The 16,985-nt window shown below is 68.8% G+C and carries 12 protein-coding genes; 8 read left to right on the forward strand and 4 right to left on the reverse strand.

Translation table 11 applies throughout. The features are described 5' to 3' along the window. Positions 1 to 16 precede the first annotated feature (16 nt). A complete protein-coding gene (locus tag Q8Q71_RS09570; RefSeq protein ID WP_305759356.1) occupies positions 17 to 1,546 on the forward strand; it encodes a carboxylesterase/lipase family protein in 1,530 nt (509 codons plus the stop codon). A 3-nt stretch (positions 1,547 to 1,549) separates the two neighbouring features. Here Q8Q71_RS09570 and Q8Q71_RS09575 read toward each other — a convergent pair whose 3' ends face one another. Then, entirely contained in the window at positions 1,550 to 1,951 is a 402-nt protein-coding gene (locus tag Q8Q71_RS09575; RefSeq protein WP_305759357.1) for a GFA family protein, read from the reverse strand. Continuing rightward, complete coding sequence (locus tag Q8Q71_RS09580) at positions 1,948 to 3,318, reverse strand: GH1 family beta-glucosidase (protein WP_305759358.1); 1,371 nt, start codon at positions 3,316 to 3,318, stop codon at positions 1,948 to 1,950. Before Q8Q71_RS09580 ends, Q8Q71_RS09575 begins: the two co-directional genes overlap by 4 nt. A gap of 256 nt (positions 3,319 to 3,574) precedes the next feature. Between Q8Q71_RS09580 and Q8Q71_RS09585 the strand changes: the two genes are divergently transcribed. The 7 genes from Q8Q71_RS09585 (at position 3,575) to Q8Q71_RS09615 (ending at position 15,463) form a co-directional block, all read left to right on the forward strand. Then, positions 3,575 to 4,663 carry a LacI family DNA-binding transcriptional regulator gene (locus Q8Q71_RS09585; protein WP_305759359.1) on the forward strand — a complete coding sequence of 363 codons (1,089 nt, stop codon included), beginning with the start codon at positions 3,575 to 3,577 and terminating at the stop codon, positions 4,661 to 4,663. After that, entirely contained in the window at positions 4,663 to 7,650 is a 2,988-nt protein-coding gene (locus Q8Q71_RS09590) for a TonB-dependent receptor domain-containing protein (protein ID WP_305759360.1), read from the forward strand. Before Q8Q71_RS09585 ends, Q8Q71_RS09590 begins: the two co-directional genes overlap by 1 nt. Positions 7,651 to 7,743: 93 nt before the next feature. Next, positions 7,744 to 9,189 carry a glucoamylase family protein gene (locus Q8Q71_RS09595; protein ID WP_305759361.1) on the forward strand — a complete coding sequence of 482 codons (1,446 nt, stop codon included), beginning with the start codon at positions 7,744 to 7,746 and terminating at the stop codon, positions 9,187 to 9,189. Further along, positions 9,186 to 10,460 carry a sugar ABC transporter substrate-binding protein gene (locus Q8Q71_RS09600; protein WP_305759362.1) on the forward strand — a complete coding sequence of 425 codons (1,275 nt, stop codon included), beginning with the start codon at positions 9,186 to 9,188 and terminating at the stop codon, positions 10,458 to 10,460. The genes Q8Q71_RS09595 and Q8Q71_RS09600 overlap by 4 nt, the downstream gene beginning before the upstream one ends. Further along, on the forward strand, positions 10,457 to 11,395 hold the full coding sequence (locus Q8Q71_RS09605) for a carbohydrate ABC transporter permease (protein WP_305759363.1): 939 nt from the start codon (positions 10,457 to 10,459) through the stop codon (positions 11,393 to 11,395). Before Q8Q71_RS09600 ends, Q8Q71_RS09605 begins: the two co-directional genes overlap by 4 nt. Continuing rightward, positions 11,392 to 12,216, forward strand: a complete 825-nt coding sequence (locus tag Q8Q71_RS09610) for a carbohydrate ABC transporter permease (protein ID WP_305759364.1) — start codon at positions 11,392 to 11,394, stop codon at positions 12,214 to 12,216. Before Q8Q71_RS09605 ends, Q8Q71_RS09610 begins: the two co-directional genes overlap by 4 nt. Before the next feature lie 13 nt (positions 12,217 to 12,229). Next, a complete protein-coding gene (locus Q8Q71_RS09615; RefSeq protein ID WP_305759365.1) occupies positions 12,230 to 15,463 on the forward strand; it encodes a discoidin domain-containing protein in 3,234 nt (1,077 codons plus the stop codon). Between the two features lie 10 nt (positions 15,464 to 15,473). Here the strand turns inward: Q8Q71_RS09615 and Q8Q71_RS09620 are convergent, their stop codons facing one another. Both Q8Q71_RS09620 and Q8Q71_RS09625 read right to left on the reverse strand, forming a co-directional pair. Next, a complete protein-coding gene (locus Q8Q71_RS09620) occupies positions 15,474 to 15,854 on the reverse strand; it encodes a hypothetical protein (protein ID WP_305759366.1) in 381 nt (126 codons plus the stop codon). Further along, positions 15,851 to 16,909 carry a hypothetical protein gene (locus Q8Q71_RS09625; RefSeq protein ID WP_305759367.1) on the reverse strand — a complete coding sequence of 353 codons (1,059 nt, stop codon included), beginning with the start codon at positions 16,907 to 16,909 and terminating at the stop codon, positions 15,851 to 15,853. The genes Q8Q71_RS09620 and Q8Q71_RS09625 overlap by 4 nt, the downstream gene beginning before the upstream one ends. Positions 16,910 to 16,985 lie beyond the last annotated feature (76 nt).

The following is a 16,985-nucleotide window of genomic DNA, read 5'->3' on the forward strand; positions in this document are numbered from 1 at the left end:
GCGCTAGTCTGACCTCATGGTCCTGGCCTCCATGTTTTCCGCGGCGCTGCTGATGACGTCTCCGGCCTCCGATCCACAGACCGGACCCGTCGCCGTCGTCGCCGGCGGATCGCTTGCGGGGCGCTCGGCCGACGGGGTGGCGAGCTTCAAGGGCGTACCCTATGCGCAACCCCCGGTCGGACCCCTGCGCTGGCGGGCGCCGGAGCCGCCCGCGGCCTGGGCCGGGACCCGCGACGCGGGCGAAGTCGGGGCCATCTGCATCCAGCCGCCCGCCAACGGCGACAACGGCGTCGGACCTCTGCCGATGAGCGAGGACTGCCTGACGCTGAACGTCTGGGCGCCGCAGGAGCGGGGCGCCGACCCGCTGCCGATCATGATGTGGATCCATGGCGGCGGGCTGAACAACGGCTCGGGCACGGCGGCCCTGTACGACGGAACGCGCCTGGCGAAACGCGGCGTGGTGGTGGTGACGATCAACTACCGGCTGGGGCGGCTGGGGTTCTTCGACCATCCGGCCCTGGCGGCGGAGCGCGAACCGGGCGAGCCGGCGGCCAACTACGGCCTGATGGACGTGATCGCGGCCCTGGAGTGGGTGCGGGACAATGCGGCGGCGTTCGGCGGCGACGCGGACAATGTGACCATCTTCGGCGAGTCGGCCGGCGGGGCGCTGGTGACGCGGCTGATGATCTCGGAGCCTGCGCGCGGCCTGTTTCACCGGGCGGTGGTGCAGTCGGGCCTGGGTCGGGACGAGGGCACGCCGCCGGACCGGCCGAGGCGGGACGGCGGACCGTCGATGCAGGCGAGGGGCGAGGCGTTCGCGGACACTCAGGGAGCCGCGACGGTCGCGCAATTGCGGGCGATTCCCCCGGAGGCCCTGCTGCGCCCGGCGCCCAATTTCTACGGCGGCGACCTGCTGGTGCGGGACGGGTGCCTCGTCTCCGAAGACGTGGAGGCCGCCTTCGCCGCGGGCCGCGAGGCGTCCGTGCCGCTGATCATCGGCACGAACAGCGCCGAGTTCTGGTGGATGAAGCCGTCCGACCTCAGCCCCTACGGCGCGCTGGACGACGCCATGACGGACACGGACCGCGAGGCCTTTCTCGGGGCCTATGGCGGTCAGGACGGCTACGACCAGTTCGTGCTGAGCGACCTGGTGTTCAACGAGCCGGCGCGGCGTCTGGCGCGGCTGCACGCGCGCAACGGCCATCCGACGTATCTGTACCGGTTCGACGTGGTCTCGGCGGCGATGCCGGAGCCGCACGCGGGGGCGACCCACGCCTCGGAGCGGCAGTATGTGTTCGACAATCTGACGGCCTCGCCCTGGCCGACGGCGGAGATGGACCAGCGGCAGGCGGACGCGATGGCCGGCTACTGGACGACCTTCGCGGCGAGCGGAAATCCGAACGCGCCCGGACGGCCGACCTGGCCGGAGTTCGGAGCGGAACCGGACCGGCTGCTGGAGTTCGCCAACGACGGGCCGGTGGCGAAGGCCGCGCCGTTCGCGGAGCGGCTGGACCTGATCGAGGCCTGGTACGCGCGCGTGCGCTGAGACTCAGTCCGTGTGTTCGACGTCGTCGCCGAGGACGACGGTCCACGGATGTCTGCGCTTTTCCCAGACCGAGAATTCCGGCGGCGGAAAGCCGGGGTCGGCGAAGGCGCCGAGGGGGATGGCGATCAAAGCGGGGAAGGCGCCGCCGGCGTAGTGGACGGTCGAGCCGCAGTCGGGACAGAAGCTGTAGTCGGTGGCGCGGCCGCTGTCGGCGATGCGGGTCCAGACGCGGGCCTCGCCCGTGATCGTGACCCGGTCGGCCGGAAAGCGGGCCTGGGCGGCGAAGGCGCTGCCGGAGCGCCGCTGGCAGGCGAGGCAGTGGCAGACCGAGACGCGGACCGGCTCGCCCTCGCAGCGCGCCCGAAGCGCGCCGCACCGGCAGGCGGCCTCGCGGACGACGGTCACAGCGTATCCAGCACCGCGCCGTGGGTTTTGATCACCTCGGCGTAGAGCAGGCCCGAATCCTTGATGGTCCGCTCCTGGGTCTGGAAATTCACGTGGGTGATGCCGAACCGCTTCGAATAGCCCAGCGACCATTCGAGATTGTCGAGCAGCGACCAGGCCATATAGCCGCGCACGTCGACGCCCTTGCCGATGGCGTCGTGCAGGGCCTTGAGGTGGTTCTTCAGATAGTCGACGCGCATCGGATCGTGGACGCGGCCGTCGATGGCGTGGGGCGGGTCGTACCAGGCCGAGCCGTTCTCGGTGACCATCAGGGGCAGTTTGCCGCCGGTCTGTTCGTGCAGCCAGACCAGGGTGTCGGTCAGGGCGGGGGGATAGACCTCCCAGCCGGTCTCGGTGTGGGCGTGCCGGACCTGTTTCACCGGCCGGGCGCGGATGGGCCAGACGTCGGGCGCATTCTCGGGCACCGAGCGGGTGTACCAGTTCAGCCCCATCCAGTCGGTCGGGGTGGCGATCAGGTCGAAGTCTTCCTGCGGGAACTCGCGGTAAGCCTCGCCGTATACGTCCTTCAGCTCCTCCGGATAGCCGCGGCCCATCAGGGGATCGAGGAACCAGCGGTTCATCTGGGCTTCGGCGCGTCGGCGGGCGGCCTCGTCCTCGGGCCTGTCCGAGGCGGGATATTTCGGCTCGATGTTGAGGACGATGCCGATCTCGCCTTCCCCGACCTGGCGGAAACGCTTCACCGCGGCGCCGTGGGCGCGCAGGACGTTGTGGCCGGCGATCATCGCCTCGAAGGCCGAGCGGTGGCCGGGGGCCAGGGCGCCGTGGAGATAGCCGCCGTCGACGATGACCCACGGTTCGTTGATGGTGCCCCAGGTCTTCACCCGGCCCTTGAACTTCTCGAACAGGACCTGGCCGTAGTCGGCGAACCAGTCGGCGATGTCCGGGTTGAGCCAGCCGCCGCGGTCGTCGAGCGCGGCGGGCAGGTCCCAATGGTAAAGGGTGCAGAGCGGCTCGATGCCCTGCTCGAGCAGGCCGTCGATCAGCCTGTCGTAGAAGTCGAGACCCCTGGCGTTGATGGCCCCGCGGCCCTCGGGCATGACCCGGCTCCAGCTGACCGAGAAACGGTAGGCCTGCAGGTTCAGCCGCTTCATCAGCTGGATGTCTTCGCGCCAGCGGTTGTAGTGGTCGCAGGCCACGTCGCCGGTGTCGCCGTCGTTCATGTTGCCCGGGGTGTGGCTGAACCGGTCCCAGATCGAGGCGCCCGCGCCGTCGGCCATGGACGAGCCCTCGATCTGATAGGCGGCCGTCGCGGCGCCCCACAGAAAACCTTCTGGAAACCGATAACTACCTGTGTTTCCTGAGTTCATTTGTAAGGGCCTCGGCGAGCGGGAACGCAAACTGGAAAGAGGGGCTGGGCGCGGTCGGTACGCGTGTAGCGCCGCGAGCACAACCTTGGTGTGGCCAAACTAGGGCACTTGCGGGGCGCACGGCTAGTGTGTCATGTAATCGGTTACACGGTTTTTCCGGACGGACCCGCGACAAGCGGGCCGGGACTGGAAACGCTCAGGGAGGATGGACTTTGGCGCCGACGGCGATCCGGCAAACCTGCGTTAAGGCGGCGGCGTGAAGGCCGCCACGATTCGCGATGTGGCCGAACGGGCCGAGGTGTCCGTGGCCTCGGTTTCGCGCGTCCTGAACGGCGCCGGTCCGGTCACCGAAGCGACCCGGAACCGGGTCCTCGAGGCCGCCAAGGCGCTGCAGTATGTGCCCCACTCCGGCGCCCGCAGCCTGTCCACCAGCAAGACCCAGACGATCGGCGTGATCCTGCCGGACCTGTACGGCGAATTCTTCTCCGAACTGATCCGCGGCATGGACGTGGCCGCCCGGGCGCTGGGCTATCACCTGATCGTCTCCAGTTCGCACGACGACGCCGAGGAGGCCTCGGCCGCGATCCGTTCAATGCGCGGGCGGGTGGACGGTCTGATCGTGCTCTCGCCCCATCTGGACGCCGCCAACCTGGCGGCCGGCCTGGCGGGGCGGCTGCCGATCCTGCTGATGAACGGCGGCGCCGACGCCGGCCGGCCCTCCATCGTCGTCGACAATCACGGGGGGGCCGTCCAGGCGGTCGAGCATCTGGCGGCGACGGGCCGCCGACGCATCGCCCACATCGCCGGTCCGGCCGGCAACCTCGAGGCCGAGACGCGCCTTGCCGGCTATCTGGAAGCCATGGCCCGGGCCGGCCTGCCGACCACGGTCGTGGACGGCGAGTTCACCCAGTCCTCGGGATACGCGGCCGGGGCCGAGCTGGCGCGGCGCGAGCCGCGTCCCGACGCCGTCTTCGCCGCCAACGACATCATGGCCGTGGGCGCCATGCTGGCGTTGCAGGACGCCGGTCTGCGCGTTCCCGAGGACGTCGCCCTGATCGGCTTCGACGACGTGCCGATCGCGGCCCTGGTCCGGCCCGGCCTGACCACCCTGAGAATCAAGATCGCCGAAACCGGACGGGGCGCGCTCGAGCGCCTCGTCCGCCTCATCAACGCAGCGGGCGAAGCCGTCGCCGACACCGCCTGCGAGGTCGTACGCCCGGAACTGGTCGTGCGTCCGTCAAGTCAAGCGGCGACGTCCGACCCGTCCGTTTCCAGCCAATCCACATCCGGCGACCGCCAGAGCGTCACCGCCGAAACGCCATCTCTGAAGGGGGAGAATTCCTGATGACCCGCAAGTCCGTCCAGTATCTGGGGGCCGCGTCCGCCCTCGCCATGGCCGTGTCGCTGGCCTGCGCCGGCGGGGCTTCGGCCCAGGTCGCCACCTCGACCCTCCGGGGCACGGTCTATGAAGGCCAGGCGGTCGAGACCGGCGGAACCGTCACCGCCACCGAGGTCGCGACCGGCTATGTCAGCCGCGGCCGCATCGGCGCGGACGGCGGCTATGTGATCCCCGGCCTGCGGCCCGGCACCTATCGCATCAATGTCGCCACGGCGGACGGCCAGTCGGTCGAGGACCTGATCACCGTATCCCTCGGCCAGGTGGCCACGCTGGATCTGGACGTGGCCCCCACGGGCGCCGCCGACGCCGGCGCCGCCGAACTGGGCGAGGTGGTCGTCACCGGTCGCCGCATCTTCGAGGTGCGGACTTCCGAAGTCGCCACCAACGTCAGCCAGACCCAGATCAACAACCTGCCGCAGATCAGCCGCAACTTCCTGAACTTCGCGGCGCTGGCGCCCGGCGTGCGGGTGACCGAGGGCGAAACCGAACGGACCATCTCGGCCGGCGGCCAGGGCGCCTCGGCGATCAACGTCTTCATCGACGGCCAGAACCAGAAGTCGACCATTATCGACGGCGGCGTCGGCGGTCAGGACGACAGCCGCGGCAACCCCTTCCCGCAGGTGGCGATCCAGGAGTTCCGGGTCCTGAGCCAGAACTTCAAGGCCGAGTACGAGCAGGCCTCGTCCTCGATCATCACCTCGGTGACCCGCTCGGGCACCAATGAATTCAGCGGCGACGCCTTCATCACCTACCAGGACGCCGGCTGGACCGACGCGGACGCCTTCGGCCGCGAGGTCGGCGTCGAGCGACTCCAGTACGGCGGCTCCATCGGCGGCCCGATCATCGAGGACCGCCTGCACTTCTTCGGCGCCTATGAGCGCAAGGACGAGACCCGCCGCAACACGGTGGTGCTGAACCGCGCCGCCTACGCGCCCCTGTTCGGCGCCGACACCGGCACCTTCGACGCGCCGTTCGAGGAGGATCTGTTCTTCGGCAAGCTGTCGTGGTCGATCGACGACCGCCAGCGCCTGGACATCAGCGCCACCTACCGCACCGAACAGGACATCCGCGACTTCGGCGGGACCAGCGCCTATTCGCGGGCCAACGCGGTCAATGTCGAGACCATCTCGGTGGTGGCGCGGCACCAGTTCCAGGGGGACGGCTTCCTGAACGAGGCCCAACTGGACTTCTATGAATACACGTACAACCCGACGGCGCTGAACTTCACGGACTACGGCCGGTCGTACGTCATCTTCCGCGACAACGACGCCGGAACGCCGGGCTTCCAGTACAATGTGTTCAATCGCGAGGACACGGTGTTCAACACCGGGGGTCAGAGCAACAATCAGAACATTCGCCAGACGAACTGGACGTTCAAGGACGACCTGACCTTCAACGACATCGACTGGAACGGCCTTCACACCCTGAAGATGGGCTTCAAATTCTCGAACCAGAACTATCTGGTCGACAAGCGTTTCGGCCGGAACCCGCAGTTCATCTTCGACGTCGACGGTCGCCCCGAGATCAACGGCAGCATCGATATCCCGGTCCGCGTGGAACTGGGCGCCCTGGTCGCCCCGGCGGACGTAACCAACAACGTCATCGGCCTGTACATCCAGGACGACTGGCAACTCAGCGACCAGCTGGAGGTGAACCTCGGCATCCGCTGGGACTACGAGGACAATGCGGTCAACAACGAATACAGCACGCCGCAGAACATCCGCGACATGCTGGCGGCGATCCAGAACCTGCCGGGCTACGATTTCCCGTCCTACTTCAACCCGGCCGACTACGTCACCAACGGCCGCGACGCCTTCACCGGCGCCTTCCAGCCGCGCATCGGCTTCTCGTACGACGTCTTCGGCGACGAGCGGACGGTGATCTTCGGCGGGGCCGGTCGCTACTATGACCGGATCGGCTTCAACTTCGCCTTCGACGAGCGGTTCAAGCCGACCCAGTTCAACAAGGAGATCTTCTTCTCGCAGGCCGGCGGCATGCGGGGCGGGGTCAACACCGTCGCCTGGAACCCGATCTATCTGACGCCCGCGGGCCTCGACCCGCTGCTGGCCGCGGCGCCGGGCGCCGGCGAGGTGTTCCTGATCAAGAACGACGCCGAGCCGCCGCGCACCGACCAGTTCAACTTCGGCATCCGCCAGAAGTTCGGCGATTTCCAGACGGCCCTGACCCTGGCCTACGGCAAGACCGAGAATCTGTTCGCCTGGTACATCGCCAACGCCGGCTCCGAGACGGCCGACCGCTTCTCGGGTCCCACCCCGACCTCGGTCGGCTTCCCCGAGTTCCGCAACCTGATCTTCTTCTCCAACCACGACGCGGAGCAGACGTTCAAGGCGCTCTATCTGACGATCGACAAGCCCTATAACGCGGACGACGGCTGGGGCATGAGCTTCAGCTACACGCTGTCGGACGCCGAGCGGAACGGCAGCCGCGACACCGGAATCGGCGGCTTCGATTTCGACTACAACACGCCGGGCGTCTCGGTGACCTTCCCGACGGCCCAGGACGAGCGCCACCGCATCGTCGCCACCGGCATCGTCGACCTGCCGCTGGACTTCCGTCTGTCAGGGATACTGACGCTGGGATCGGGCCTGCCCTTCCACCAGTGGGCGTGCCCCTCCGCCGTTCGTCCGAACCCGTCCAATCCGGACGCCTGCTGGAACGGCGGCCGGCCCGAGACGCACAGCTTCATCATCCCCAACGCCTGGGCCTACCGCCAGGTCGATCTGCGGCTGACCAAGGAGTTCGATATCTTCAACGGCCAGTCGGTCGAGTTGATCCTCGACGCGATCAATGTGTTCGGGTTCGAGAACTATTCGAACTTCGAACAGTGCCTGTGCTCCGCCGAGTACGGCGATCCGCGCGGCCAGTTCCTGCCGACCCGCAGCTTCCAGCTGGGCCTGCGCTACCGCTGGTAAGACGCCTCCCAAGCCTGCCGGCCGCCCCCCGATCCTGACGGGGGGCGGCCGATTTTTTTGACGGACCCGCGTTGGAGTACGAGGATGGAGCCCATGGATCGTCGCCGATTTCTGATGGGCTCCACGGTTGTGGGCGCGGCGGCCCTGGGTCTGTCGGCCTGCGGCAGCGTCGGGACGGCGCTGGACCTCGACAGCCTGACGCCGGTCATCGATCCCGAGGTCGACGAACTCCAGAGGCGAACCTTCGACTGGTTCGTCCACGTCACCAACCGGGCCAATGGCCTGACGCCCGACCGCTGGCCCGAGGAGTCCTTCTGCTCGGTGGCCGCCGTCGGCTTCGCCCTGACCTGCTGGCCCCTCGGGGTCGAGCGGGGATGGATGAGCCGCGAGGAGGCGCGCGAGCGCACCCTGACCACCATCCGCTTCTTCCATGACGCGCCACAGGGGCCCCAGGCCACGGGCGTGACAGGCTACAAGGGCTTCTTCTACCACTTCCTCGACATGGAGACGGGCCATCGGTTCGGCCGCACCGAGCTGTCGACCGTCGATACGACCCTGCTGGTCGCGGGCATGCTGTTCGCGGCGCGCTGGTTCGACGGCGACCACGCCGACGAGGCCGAGATCCGGCGGCTGGCCCAGGCGGTCTACGAGCGGATCGAATGGGACTGGGTCGTCGTGCGTCCCAACCGCATCTCGATGGGCTGGCATCCGGAGACCGGCTTCATCGCGGCCGACTGGCACATCTACAACGAGGGCATGCTGGTGCTGCTGCTGGCCATCGGCAGCCCGACCCATCCGGTCCCGGCCGCCGTCTGGGACGAATGGTGCAGCGTCTACGATCAGAGTTGGACCGACCGCTGGGGCCCGGCGCATCTGGCTTTCCCGCCGCTGTTCGGCCACCAGTACAGCCACATGTTCGTGGACTTCCGCGGCATCCGGGATGCCTTCATGCGGGCGAAGGCAGCCGAGATCGGGCCGTTCGACTACTTCCAGAACAGCGTTCGCGTCGTCCAGGCGCAGCGCGGCTACGCCATCGCCAACCCGATGGGTTGGGCCGCCTATTCCGCCGACATCTGGGGCCTGACGGCCTGCGACGGACCGGGCGATTTCAAACAGGTGATCGACGGACGCGAGCGGCAGTTCTTCAGCTATTCCGCGCGCGGCCCGGGCGACCGCGACGACGGCACCATCGCTCCGACGGCCGCCATGGCGTCCATGCCCTTCGCTCCGGCCGAGGTCGTCGCCTGCCTCAAGGCGATGAAGGCCCGTTATGGATCAGCGATCTACACCGAGTTCGGCTTTCTCGATTCCTTCAACCCGACCCTGACGAGCACGGATCAGACCCTGCGTCACGGCCGCATCGTCCCGGGGGTGGGCTGGGTCGACGGCGACTATCTGGGCATCGACCAGGGGCCGATCGTGATCCAGATCGAGAACCACCGTTCCGACGCCGTGTGGAGGCGCATGCGCGGCGAACCGAACCTGACGCGCGGCCTGAAGCGGGCCGGGTTCACCGGCGGCTGGCTGGATCAGGCATGATCGGGACCCGGCCGGATCGACGGGCGACGCTCGGCCTGCTGGCCGGGGCGGCGGCGTCCGGTCTGGCCGGCTGCGGCCGGCGCAACGACGGGACCACCCGCCTGACCTTCTGGGCCATGGGCAATGAGGCGACCAACGTTCCGCAGATCCTGCCCGAGTTCGAGCGGCTGAATCCCGGGATCACGGTCGACGTGCAGGCCCTGCCGTGGACCGCGGCCCATTCCAAGCTGCTGACCGCCTATGCCGGATCGTCGCTGCCGGATCTCAGCCAGGTGGGCAACACCTGGGTGTCGGAGATGGCCGCCATCGGCGCTATCAGCCAGACGCCGGCCTTCGCCGCCGACCTGCTGACCGACCAGTTCCCCGCGGTGCTGGAGACCAATCGCATCGGCGGCCAGGTGATGGGGACGCCCTGGTATGTCGACACGCGGTTGATCTACTACCGCTCCGACCTGCTGGAACGGGCCGGGTTCGACGCCGTGCCCCAGACCTGGGACGGCTGGAAGGCGGCCATGCATGCGGTGAAGCGTATCGCCGGTCCGGGCAGTTTCGCCGTCCTGCTGCCGGTCAACGAGTTCGAACAGCTGCTGACCTTCGGCCTGCAGGGGGACGAGCCGCTGCTGCGCGAGCGCGACACGCGCGGAAACTTCTCCAGCGCCTCCTTCGTCGCCGCCCTGGAATTCTACAAGAGCCTGTTCGACGAGGGCCTGGCCCCGGTGGCGTCCTCGACCCAGATCTCGAACGTCTGGACCGAGTTCGAGCGGGGGTATTTCAGCTTCTATTTCTCCGGCCCGTGGACCATCGGCGATTTCAGGAACCGGCTGAAGCCGACCACGCGCTGGATGACCTCGGGCGTGCCGGGACCGGACGGGCCAGGGGCGTCGGCGCCGGGCGGGTCGTCGCTGGTCGTCTATCGCCATTCGCCGCATCAGGAGGCGGCGTGGAAGCTGGTGCGCTATCTGTCCGATCCGGCGGTGCAGGCGCGCTTCAACGTCATCACCGGCGACCTGCCGGCGCGCGAGAGCGCCTGGGCCGCGCCCGCCGTGGCCGGCGATCCCTACATCGCCGCCTTCAAGGGCCAGCTGGCGCGGGCGAAGGCCGTGCCCAAGGTCCCGGAGTGGGAGCGGATCGTCACCGAGATGCAGATCGTCGCCGAACGGATGGTCCGCGGCGAGTACGCGCCCCGCGCCGCCGCCGCCGAGATCGACCGGCGCGCCGACCGGCTGCTGGAGAAGCGCCGCTGGATGATCGAACAGGGGAGGGCGGAATGACCGCCGTCGACGCCTCCGTCATCGCAACGCCGGCGCGCAAGCCCGGCACGCCCCGATCCCGCGAACGCGCCGCATGGGGCTTCGTCGCCCCGGCCCTGATCGCCATCGCCGTCTTCTTCGTCGTGCCGGTGTTCTCGGCCCTGCTGCTCAGCCTGACCGATTTCGACATCTACGCCCTGGCCGATATCGGCAATGTCCGCTTCGTGGGGCTGCAGAATTATGAGCGACTGCTGGGCAATCCGCTGTTCTGGACGGCGATGAAGAACACGGGCCTGTTCGCCGTGATCGGCGTGCCGCTGTCGATCATCGCCTCGCTGGGCGCCGCGGTGATCCTCAACGCCCGGGTGGTGAAGTGGCGACCGTTGTGGCGGGTGATGTTCTTCGCCCCCTACGTCACGACGCTCGTGGCCACGGCGGTGCTGTGGAACTATCTGCTGCACACCAAATACGGCGTCATCAACTGGGCGATCCAGAGCATCGGCCTGCCGCCCGTCGACTGGCTGGGCCAGCCCTCGACCTCGATCCCCGCCATCCTGATGTTCGTGGTGTGGAAGATATTCGGCTACAACATGCTGATCTTCCTCGCGGTTCTGCAGACCGTGCCGGACGATCTCTACGAGGCCGCGCGCATCGACGGGGCCGGGCCGTGGAAGCAGTTCCGGCATGTGACCCTGCCGGCCATCGCCCCGACCCTGCTGCTGGTGTCGATCATCTCGGTCGCCGGCTTCTTCCAGCTGTTCGCCGAGCCCTATGTGATGACCCAGGGCGGACCGGCGCAGTCGACCGTGACGGTGCTCTACTTCATGTACGAAGAGGGCTTCAAATGGTGGAACCTCGGCTCCGCCAGCGCCGTGGCCTTCGTCCTGTTCCTGTGCATCCTGGCCGTGACCCTGGTGCAGCTGGCGGTGGCGAAGCGGATGGGGGCCTACGAATGAGGGCCCGGACCGTCAGGACGATCCTGCTCAACCTCGCGGTGGCTTTCATCGCGTTGGCGGTGCTGTTCCCCCTGGCCTGGATGGTGTCGGTCAGCTTCATGTCGACCGGCGAGGCGGCGGTCTTTCCGCCGCCCCTGCTGCCGAAGACCTGGACGCTGGATCACTACCGCGACCTGTTCCTGACCCAGGGCATGGGCCGCTATCTCTGGAACAGCTTCGCCCTCGCCTCGCTGGCCACGGGCCTGGCGCTCGCCTTCACCGTCCCGGCCGGCTACGCCTTCGCCAAGCTGAGCTTCAAGGGCCGGGACCGGGTGTTCCAGCTGCTGGTCGCGGCCCTGGTGGTGCCGGCCCAGATCGGCACCCTGCCGCTGTTCCTGATGCTCAAGCAGATGGGGCTGGTGAACACCTACGCCGGGGCGCTGGTGCCGTGGCTGGCCTCGATCTTCGGCCTGTTCCTGGTGCGCCAGTACGCGCTGAGCATCCCCGACGAGATGCTGGAGGCCGCGCGGATCGACGGCGCCTCCGAGGGCCAGATCTTCCGCCGCGTGGTGCTGCCGACGCTGCAGCCGATCATCGTGACCCTGGCCCTGTTCGTCTTCCTCGGCAGCTGGAACGACTTCCTGTGGCCGCTGATCATCCTGACGGACCAGTCGAACTACACCCTGCCCGTGGCGCTGGCGGCCCTGTCGCGCGAGCATGTGCAGGACATCGAGATGATGATGGCCGGCGCCGTGATCACCGTGGCGCCGGTCCTGATCCTCTTCCTCGCCCTGCAGCGCTACTACATCCGCGGCATGCTGGCGGGGAGCGTGAAGGGGTGAGCGGGGTTCGGGCATGCTGAAGAGGCTCATCGCAACGATCGGAGCGGTCGCGACGCTGGCGTTCGCCGGGCCCACGCTGGCCCAGAGCCCCCGCACCCTCGACGCCTTCGAAACCCTCGCCCCATGGACCGCCGACGCCTCGACCGATGTGTCCTCGGCCATCTCCGCCGTCGACGGCCGCGACGGCAAGGCGATGCGGCTGACCTGGGATTTCAACGGCCGGTCGGGCTACGCCTTCGCCGCCCGCGCCATCGATCTGGAGGTTCCCGCCAACTACGAGATCAGCTTCCGGCTGCGTGGCGAGATGCGGCCCAATACGCTGGAGATCAAATTCGTCGACGCCTCGGGCGACAACGTCCACTGGCGACAGATCCGGGGCTTCCAGGCGACGCCGGAATGGACCCGCTACACCGTCAAGGCGCGCCAGATCGTCTGGGCCTGGGGCCCGAACCCGGACCGCACTTTCCGCGGCGCCGAGCGGATCGAGTTCGTGGTCACGGCCGGGGAGGGCGGGGCGGGCTGGATCGAGATCGATCAGCTGGAGCTGCGCGAACTGCCGCCCGAGCCGGGCGTGCCGCCTCGCCCGCTGGCCGCCGCCAGTAGCGAGGACGGGCTGAACGTTGCCGCACAGGCCGTGGACGACGATCCCGGCACGGCGTGGCGCACGGGCGCGGCGGGCGCGCAGAGTCTGACCCTGGACCTCGGCTATGAGCGCGAGTTCGGCGGCGTGACCCTGCGCTGGGCGGACCGGATGGCGGCCTCCCGCTATCGGCTGATGGCGTCTTCGGACCGGCGGGACTGGCGCGAATTGGCGGCGGTGACCGGGGGAAACGGCGGCGTCGACTGGCTGCGCACGCCGGAGGCCTCGGCCCGCTGGCTGAGGCTGGACCTGCTCGAGCCGCTCGGCGAGGCCGGCGCGGTCGGGCAGGCCGGGGCCGGACAGCGGCTGGGCCAGGCGGCGGCCGACGCCTATGCGTTGAACGCCCTCGAGATCGAGCCCCTGTCCTTCGGCGAGACGCCGACGACCTTCATGCGCGCGGTGGCGGACGAGAGCCGGCGCGGCCTGTATCCGCGCGGCTTCCATGGCGAGCAGCCCTACTGGACCCTGGTCGGGGTGGACGGCGGCGGCGAGAGCGGCCTGATGGGCGAGGACGGCGCCATCGAGCTGCGCCGCGGCGGACCGTCGATCGAGCCGTTCGTGATCGACAACGGGCGGGTGACGACTTGGGCGGATGTGGATGTCACCCAGGGGTTGATGGCGGACTCCGACCACCTGCCCATGCCGGATGTGACATGGACGACCGATACCTGGTCGTTGAGGATCGAGACCTTCGCGGATGGTCCGCCCGACAATCCGCGCCTGTTCGGCCGCTACTATCTGACAAACCTGACGGCCGCGCCCCGGACCCTGACGCTGGCCCTGATGGCGCGGCCCTTCCAGGTGAACGGGCCCGTCCAGTTCCTCACCACGCCCGGAGGCGTCGGGCCGATCCAGCAGGTGGACTGGAACGGGGCGGAACTGGTTCTGAACGATGCGCTTCGCATCAGACCCTTGATGCCGCCGGATTTCGTGGCGGCCTCCACCTTCGCTGCGGGCGGAGATCCGCAGGCCCTGCTCGCCAACGCCGACCGGCGCCGATCACCCGGCGAGCGGCTGGTCGAGTCCGACGACGGCCTGGCGGCCGGCGCGCTCATCTACGAGATCGAGCTCTATCCCGGGCAGACGCGTCAGGTGGCGTGGGTGACGGCCATGAGCGGCGCTCTGGCGCCCTTGCCTGACGAACCGTTCGTGGAGGCCTCGCTCGACGCGGTGCAGGCGAAACTCGCCGCCGAATGGCGCGGGAAACTCGACCGCTTCGATCTGACACTGCCGCCGCAGGCCGGGCCGATCGAGGCGGTGATGAAGTCCTCGCTGGCCCACATGCTGATGTCGCGGCAGGGGCCGATCCTGCAGCCGGGCACCCGCAGCTATAACCGCAGCTGGATCCGCGACGGGGCCATGATGGCCGAGGGGCTGAACCGGCTGGGACACGAGAGCCTGTCGGCCGACTATCTGCGCTGGTTCGCGCCCTTGGTCTTCGACAACGGCAAGGTCCCGTGCTGCGCCGACAGCCGCGGGGCTGATCCGGTGCCCGAGAACGACAGCCACGGCGAGTTCGTCTTCCTCGCCGCCGAGACCTATCGCTACACCGGCGACGAGGCCCTGCTGCGCGAGGTCTGGCCGCAGGTACAGGCGGCGATCGGCTATATGGACAGCTTACGCGCCTCGACCCGGACGGCGGAGTTCGAGGCGGCGGACAGGCGCCACCTCTATGGTCTGCTGCCGCCGACAATCAGCCACGAGGGCTATTCCGACCGGCCGGCCTACAGCTACTGGGACGATTTCTGGGGGCTGCTGGGCTATCGCGACGCCGCCTTCATCGCGGATGCGCTGGGCGACGCGGCCGCAGCCGCGCGCATCCGCGCCGCCGAGGCCGAGTTCCGGACCGACATCATGGCCTCGATCGAGGCGACGGTGCGGGTGCACGGCATCGACTGGATCGCCGGGGCCGCTGACCGGGGCGACTTCGACGCCACCTCGACCACCATCGCCCTGTCGCCCGCCGGTCTGATCGACGAACTGCCGCAGGACCTGCTGAAGGGGACGTTCGACAAGTGGTGGGAGAATTTCACGGCGCGGCAGGAGAACCGTCAGCAGTGGAAGGACTACACCCCCTACGAACTGCGCAACGTCGGGGCGATGGTGCGTCTGGGGCGCCGTGAGGAGGCCCTGCGGGCGCTGGACTTCTATTTCGCCGACGTGCGGCCGCGCGCCTGGAACGGATGGGCGGAGGTAGTCGGCCGCGACGAACGCGAGCCGCGCTTCATCGGCGACATGCCCCACGCCTGGATCAGTTCGGACTACATCCGCTCGGCCCTGGATCTGCTGGTCTATGAGCGAGACCGCGACCACGCCCTGGTGCTGGCGGCCGGCGTGCCGACGGCGTGGCTGGAGGACAATGACGAGGGCGTGGGGGTCGCGGGCGTGCGCACCGCATACGGCTCTTTGACTTACCGACTGCGCGAGGACGGCGCCGGCTACCTGCTGACGCTGGACGGGCCGGTCGCGCCGCCCGGCGGCTTCGTCATCCAGTGGCCCGCCGGCGAGACCCCGCCCGCCGCCGTCCGCATCGACGGTCGGGCGGCGACCCTCATCGGCGGCGAGCTGAGGATCCCGGCGGGCGCCCGCCGGGTCGAGATGCGCTGATCCGGCCGGTTCAGGAGGCGGCGGGCGCCGCCGCCGGGGCATTGCAGTAGGCGTAGCCCTCCAGGATGTAGTCGCCCGCTACAGGCGTGTAGCCGGGGTTGTGGATCATCTGCCGCCGCGCCGTGTGGAGATGTTTGCGGTAGCCCGCCGAACCGCACAGCTCCGCCGCGCGCCGGTCCCAGAATTCGAAGGCGGTGCGCGGGTCCTGCGTCCATTGCGGCAGCAGCACCCGGATGGTGTAGCCGCCATCCGGGTTCAGGGTGTCCGTGAAGCCGTAGGGGACCTTGCCCGCCTCATCGATCCGGCCGTAGGCCGCCTGATGCATGCACCCGCCCAGCCACAGGCCGGCGCCTGCGAGGATCGCGACTCCGGCCTTGACCCGTCGGCTCACTGGATGGCGGCCTGGGCCTCGGCGCGCGCCCTGTGGACCTGCGCCACGGCGACCGAGTTGCCGTAGGTGGAGAAGCTCCCGACCTCCGACGGCGACGAGACGTAGGACCCGGCCGTGACGCCCGCCCCCAGACGGCGAACGATCCGGCCGTCCGGCAGGGTTTCGACGATCTCGTCCAGACCGGTCAGGCTGGGGATGGCGGTCCGGTTCATGTCGAGGAGGGCGTAGCGCGCGATGAAGGCATGCGCCTGTTCGACCTCGGCGCGCAGCAGGGCGCCGTTGTCCTTGCTCCACTCGCGGGTCAGGAAGATCGCGATCTCGGCCTTGGTCAGCTGGTCGTCGCGGGCCTGTTCCAGTTCGCGGGTCATGGCCTTGAAGGCGTCCGTGCCTTCGGCCGGCAGGGCGCCGGATTCGTCGCGGGCGCTGTCCTGGATCGAGGCGATCAGGCGCTCGCGCAGCTCCGGGGTCAGCACGGGCACCGGCAGCTGGCGCGAGTACCAGGTGAAGGTGTTACGATAGAGGGGCCCGCTCAGTTCGCTCTTCGGCGGCGCCTCTTCGAAGGTGTAGGGCGTGACGTACGGCACGGCCGGGTTCGTATAGCTGAGGTTGAAGACGACCTGCAGGGTCGTGGCGTCTTCCGAGAGCAGATAGCTGCTGGCGACCTCGACGTTGTCGTTGATCGTGATGGGGGCCGTCCGCCGCTGCACCAGCTTGACCTCGGAAACGGTCACGCCGCCGGCGGGGGCGACGGCGGCCTGCCGCCTGAAATGCTCCACCAGCGAGGCGTTGAGCGCCTCGACCGACACCGCTTCGGCGATCTCGTCGGCGGCCTGGGTCGCGCGGCGCGACGGGCCGGCGTTCATCATGGCGTCGAAAGCCACCGAGACCAGGACGCCGATCAGTCCCTGGGAGGCGCCGGCCGCGGAGCTGTCCTGGGCCAGCCAGGCCTTGCCCACGCCGGTGTTGTTCTCCGACACCGTGACCGGGGTCGGTCCCAGGGTTTCGATGTGGCTCGCGTTCAGCGGCCGGGCGTTCGGGACCTGCGGAACAGACACGCAGGCAGACAGAGACAGCGCGGCGAGCGCGCAGACGACGATACGCATAGGTGGTCCCCCAACCCTGTCTCCCCAC

Origin of the sequence: Brevundimonas sp. (genome assembly GCF_030704825.1) — a bacterium.
Classification (GTDB): domain Bacteria; phylum Pseudomonadota; class Alphaproteobacteria; order Caulobacterales; family Caulobacteraceae; genus Brevundimonas.

Bases quoted from the DNA above. Each gene is read 5' to 3' on its own strand.
- Q8Q71_RS09610 (WP_305759364.1), top strand. From the start codon at position 11,392: ATGAGGGCCCGGACCGTCAGGACGATCCTGCTCAACCTCGCGGTGGCT.
- Q8Q71_RS09615 (WP_305759365.1), top strand. From the start codon at position 12,230: ATGCTGAAGAGGCTCATCGCAACGATCGGAGCGGTCGCGACGCTGGCG.
- Q8Q71_RS09595 (WP_305759361.1), top strand. From the start codon at position 7,744: ATGGATCGTCGCCGATTTCTGATGGGCTCCACGGTTGTGGGCGCGGCG.
- Q8Q71_RS09605 (WP_305759363.1), top strand. From the start codon at position 10,457: ATGACCGCCGTCGACGCCTCCGTCATCGCAACGCCGGCGCGCAAGCCC.
- Q8Q71_RS09590 (WP_305759360.1), top strand. From the start codon at position 4,663: ATGACCCGCAAGTCCGTCCAGTATCTGGGGGCCGCGTCCGCCCTCGCC.
- Q8Q71_RS09570 (WP_305759356.1), top strand. From the start codon at position 17: ATGGTCCTGGCCTCCATGTTTTCCGCGGCGCTGCTGATGACGTCTCCG.
- Q8Q71_RS09580 (WP_305759358.1), bottom strand. From the start codon at position 3,318: ATGAACTCAGGAAACACAGGTAGTTATCGGTTTCCAGAAGGTTTTCTG.
- Q8Q71_RS09600 (WP_305759362.1), top strand. From the start codon at position 9,186: ATGATCGGGACCCGGCCGGATCGACGGGCGACGCTCGGCCTGCTGGCC.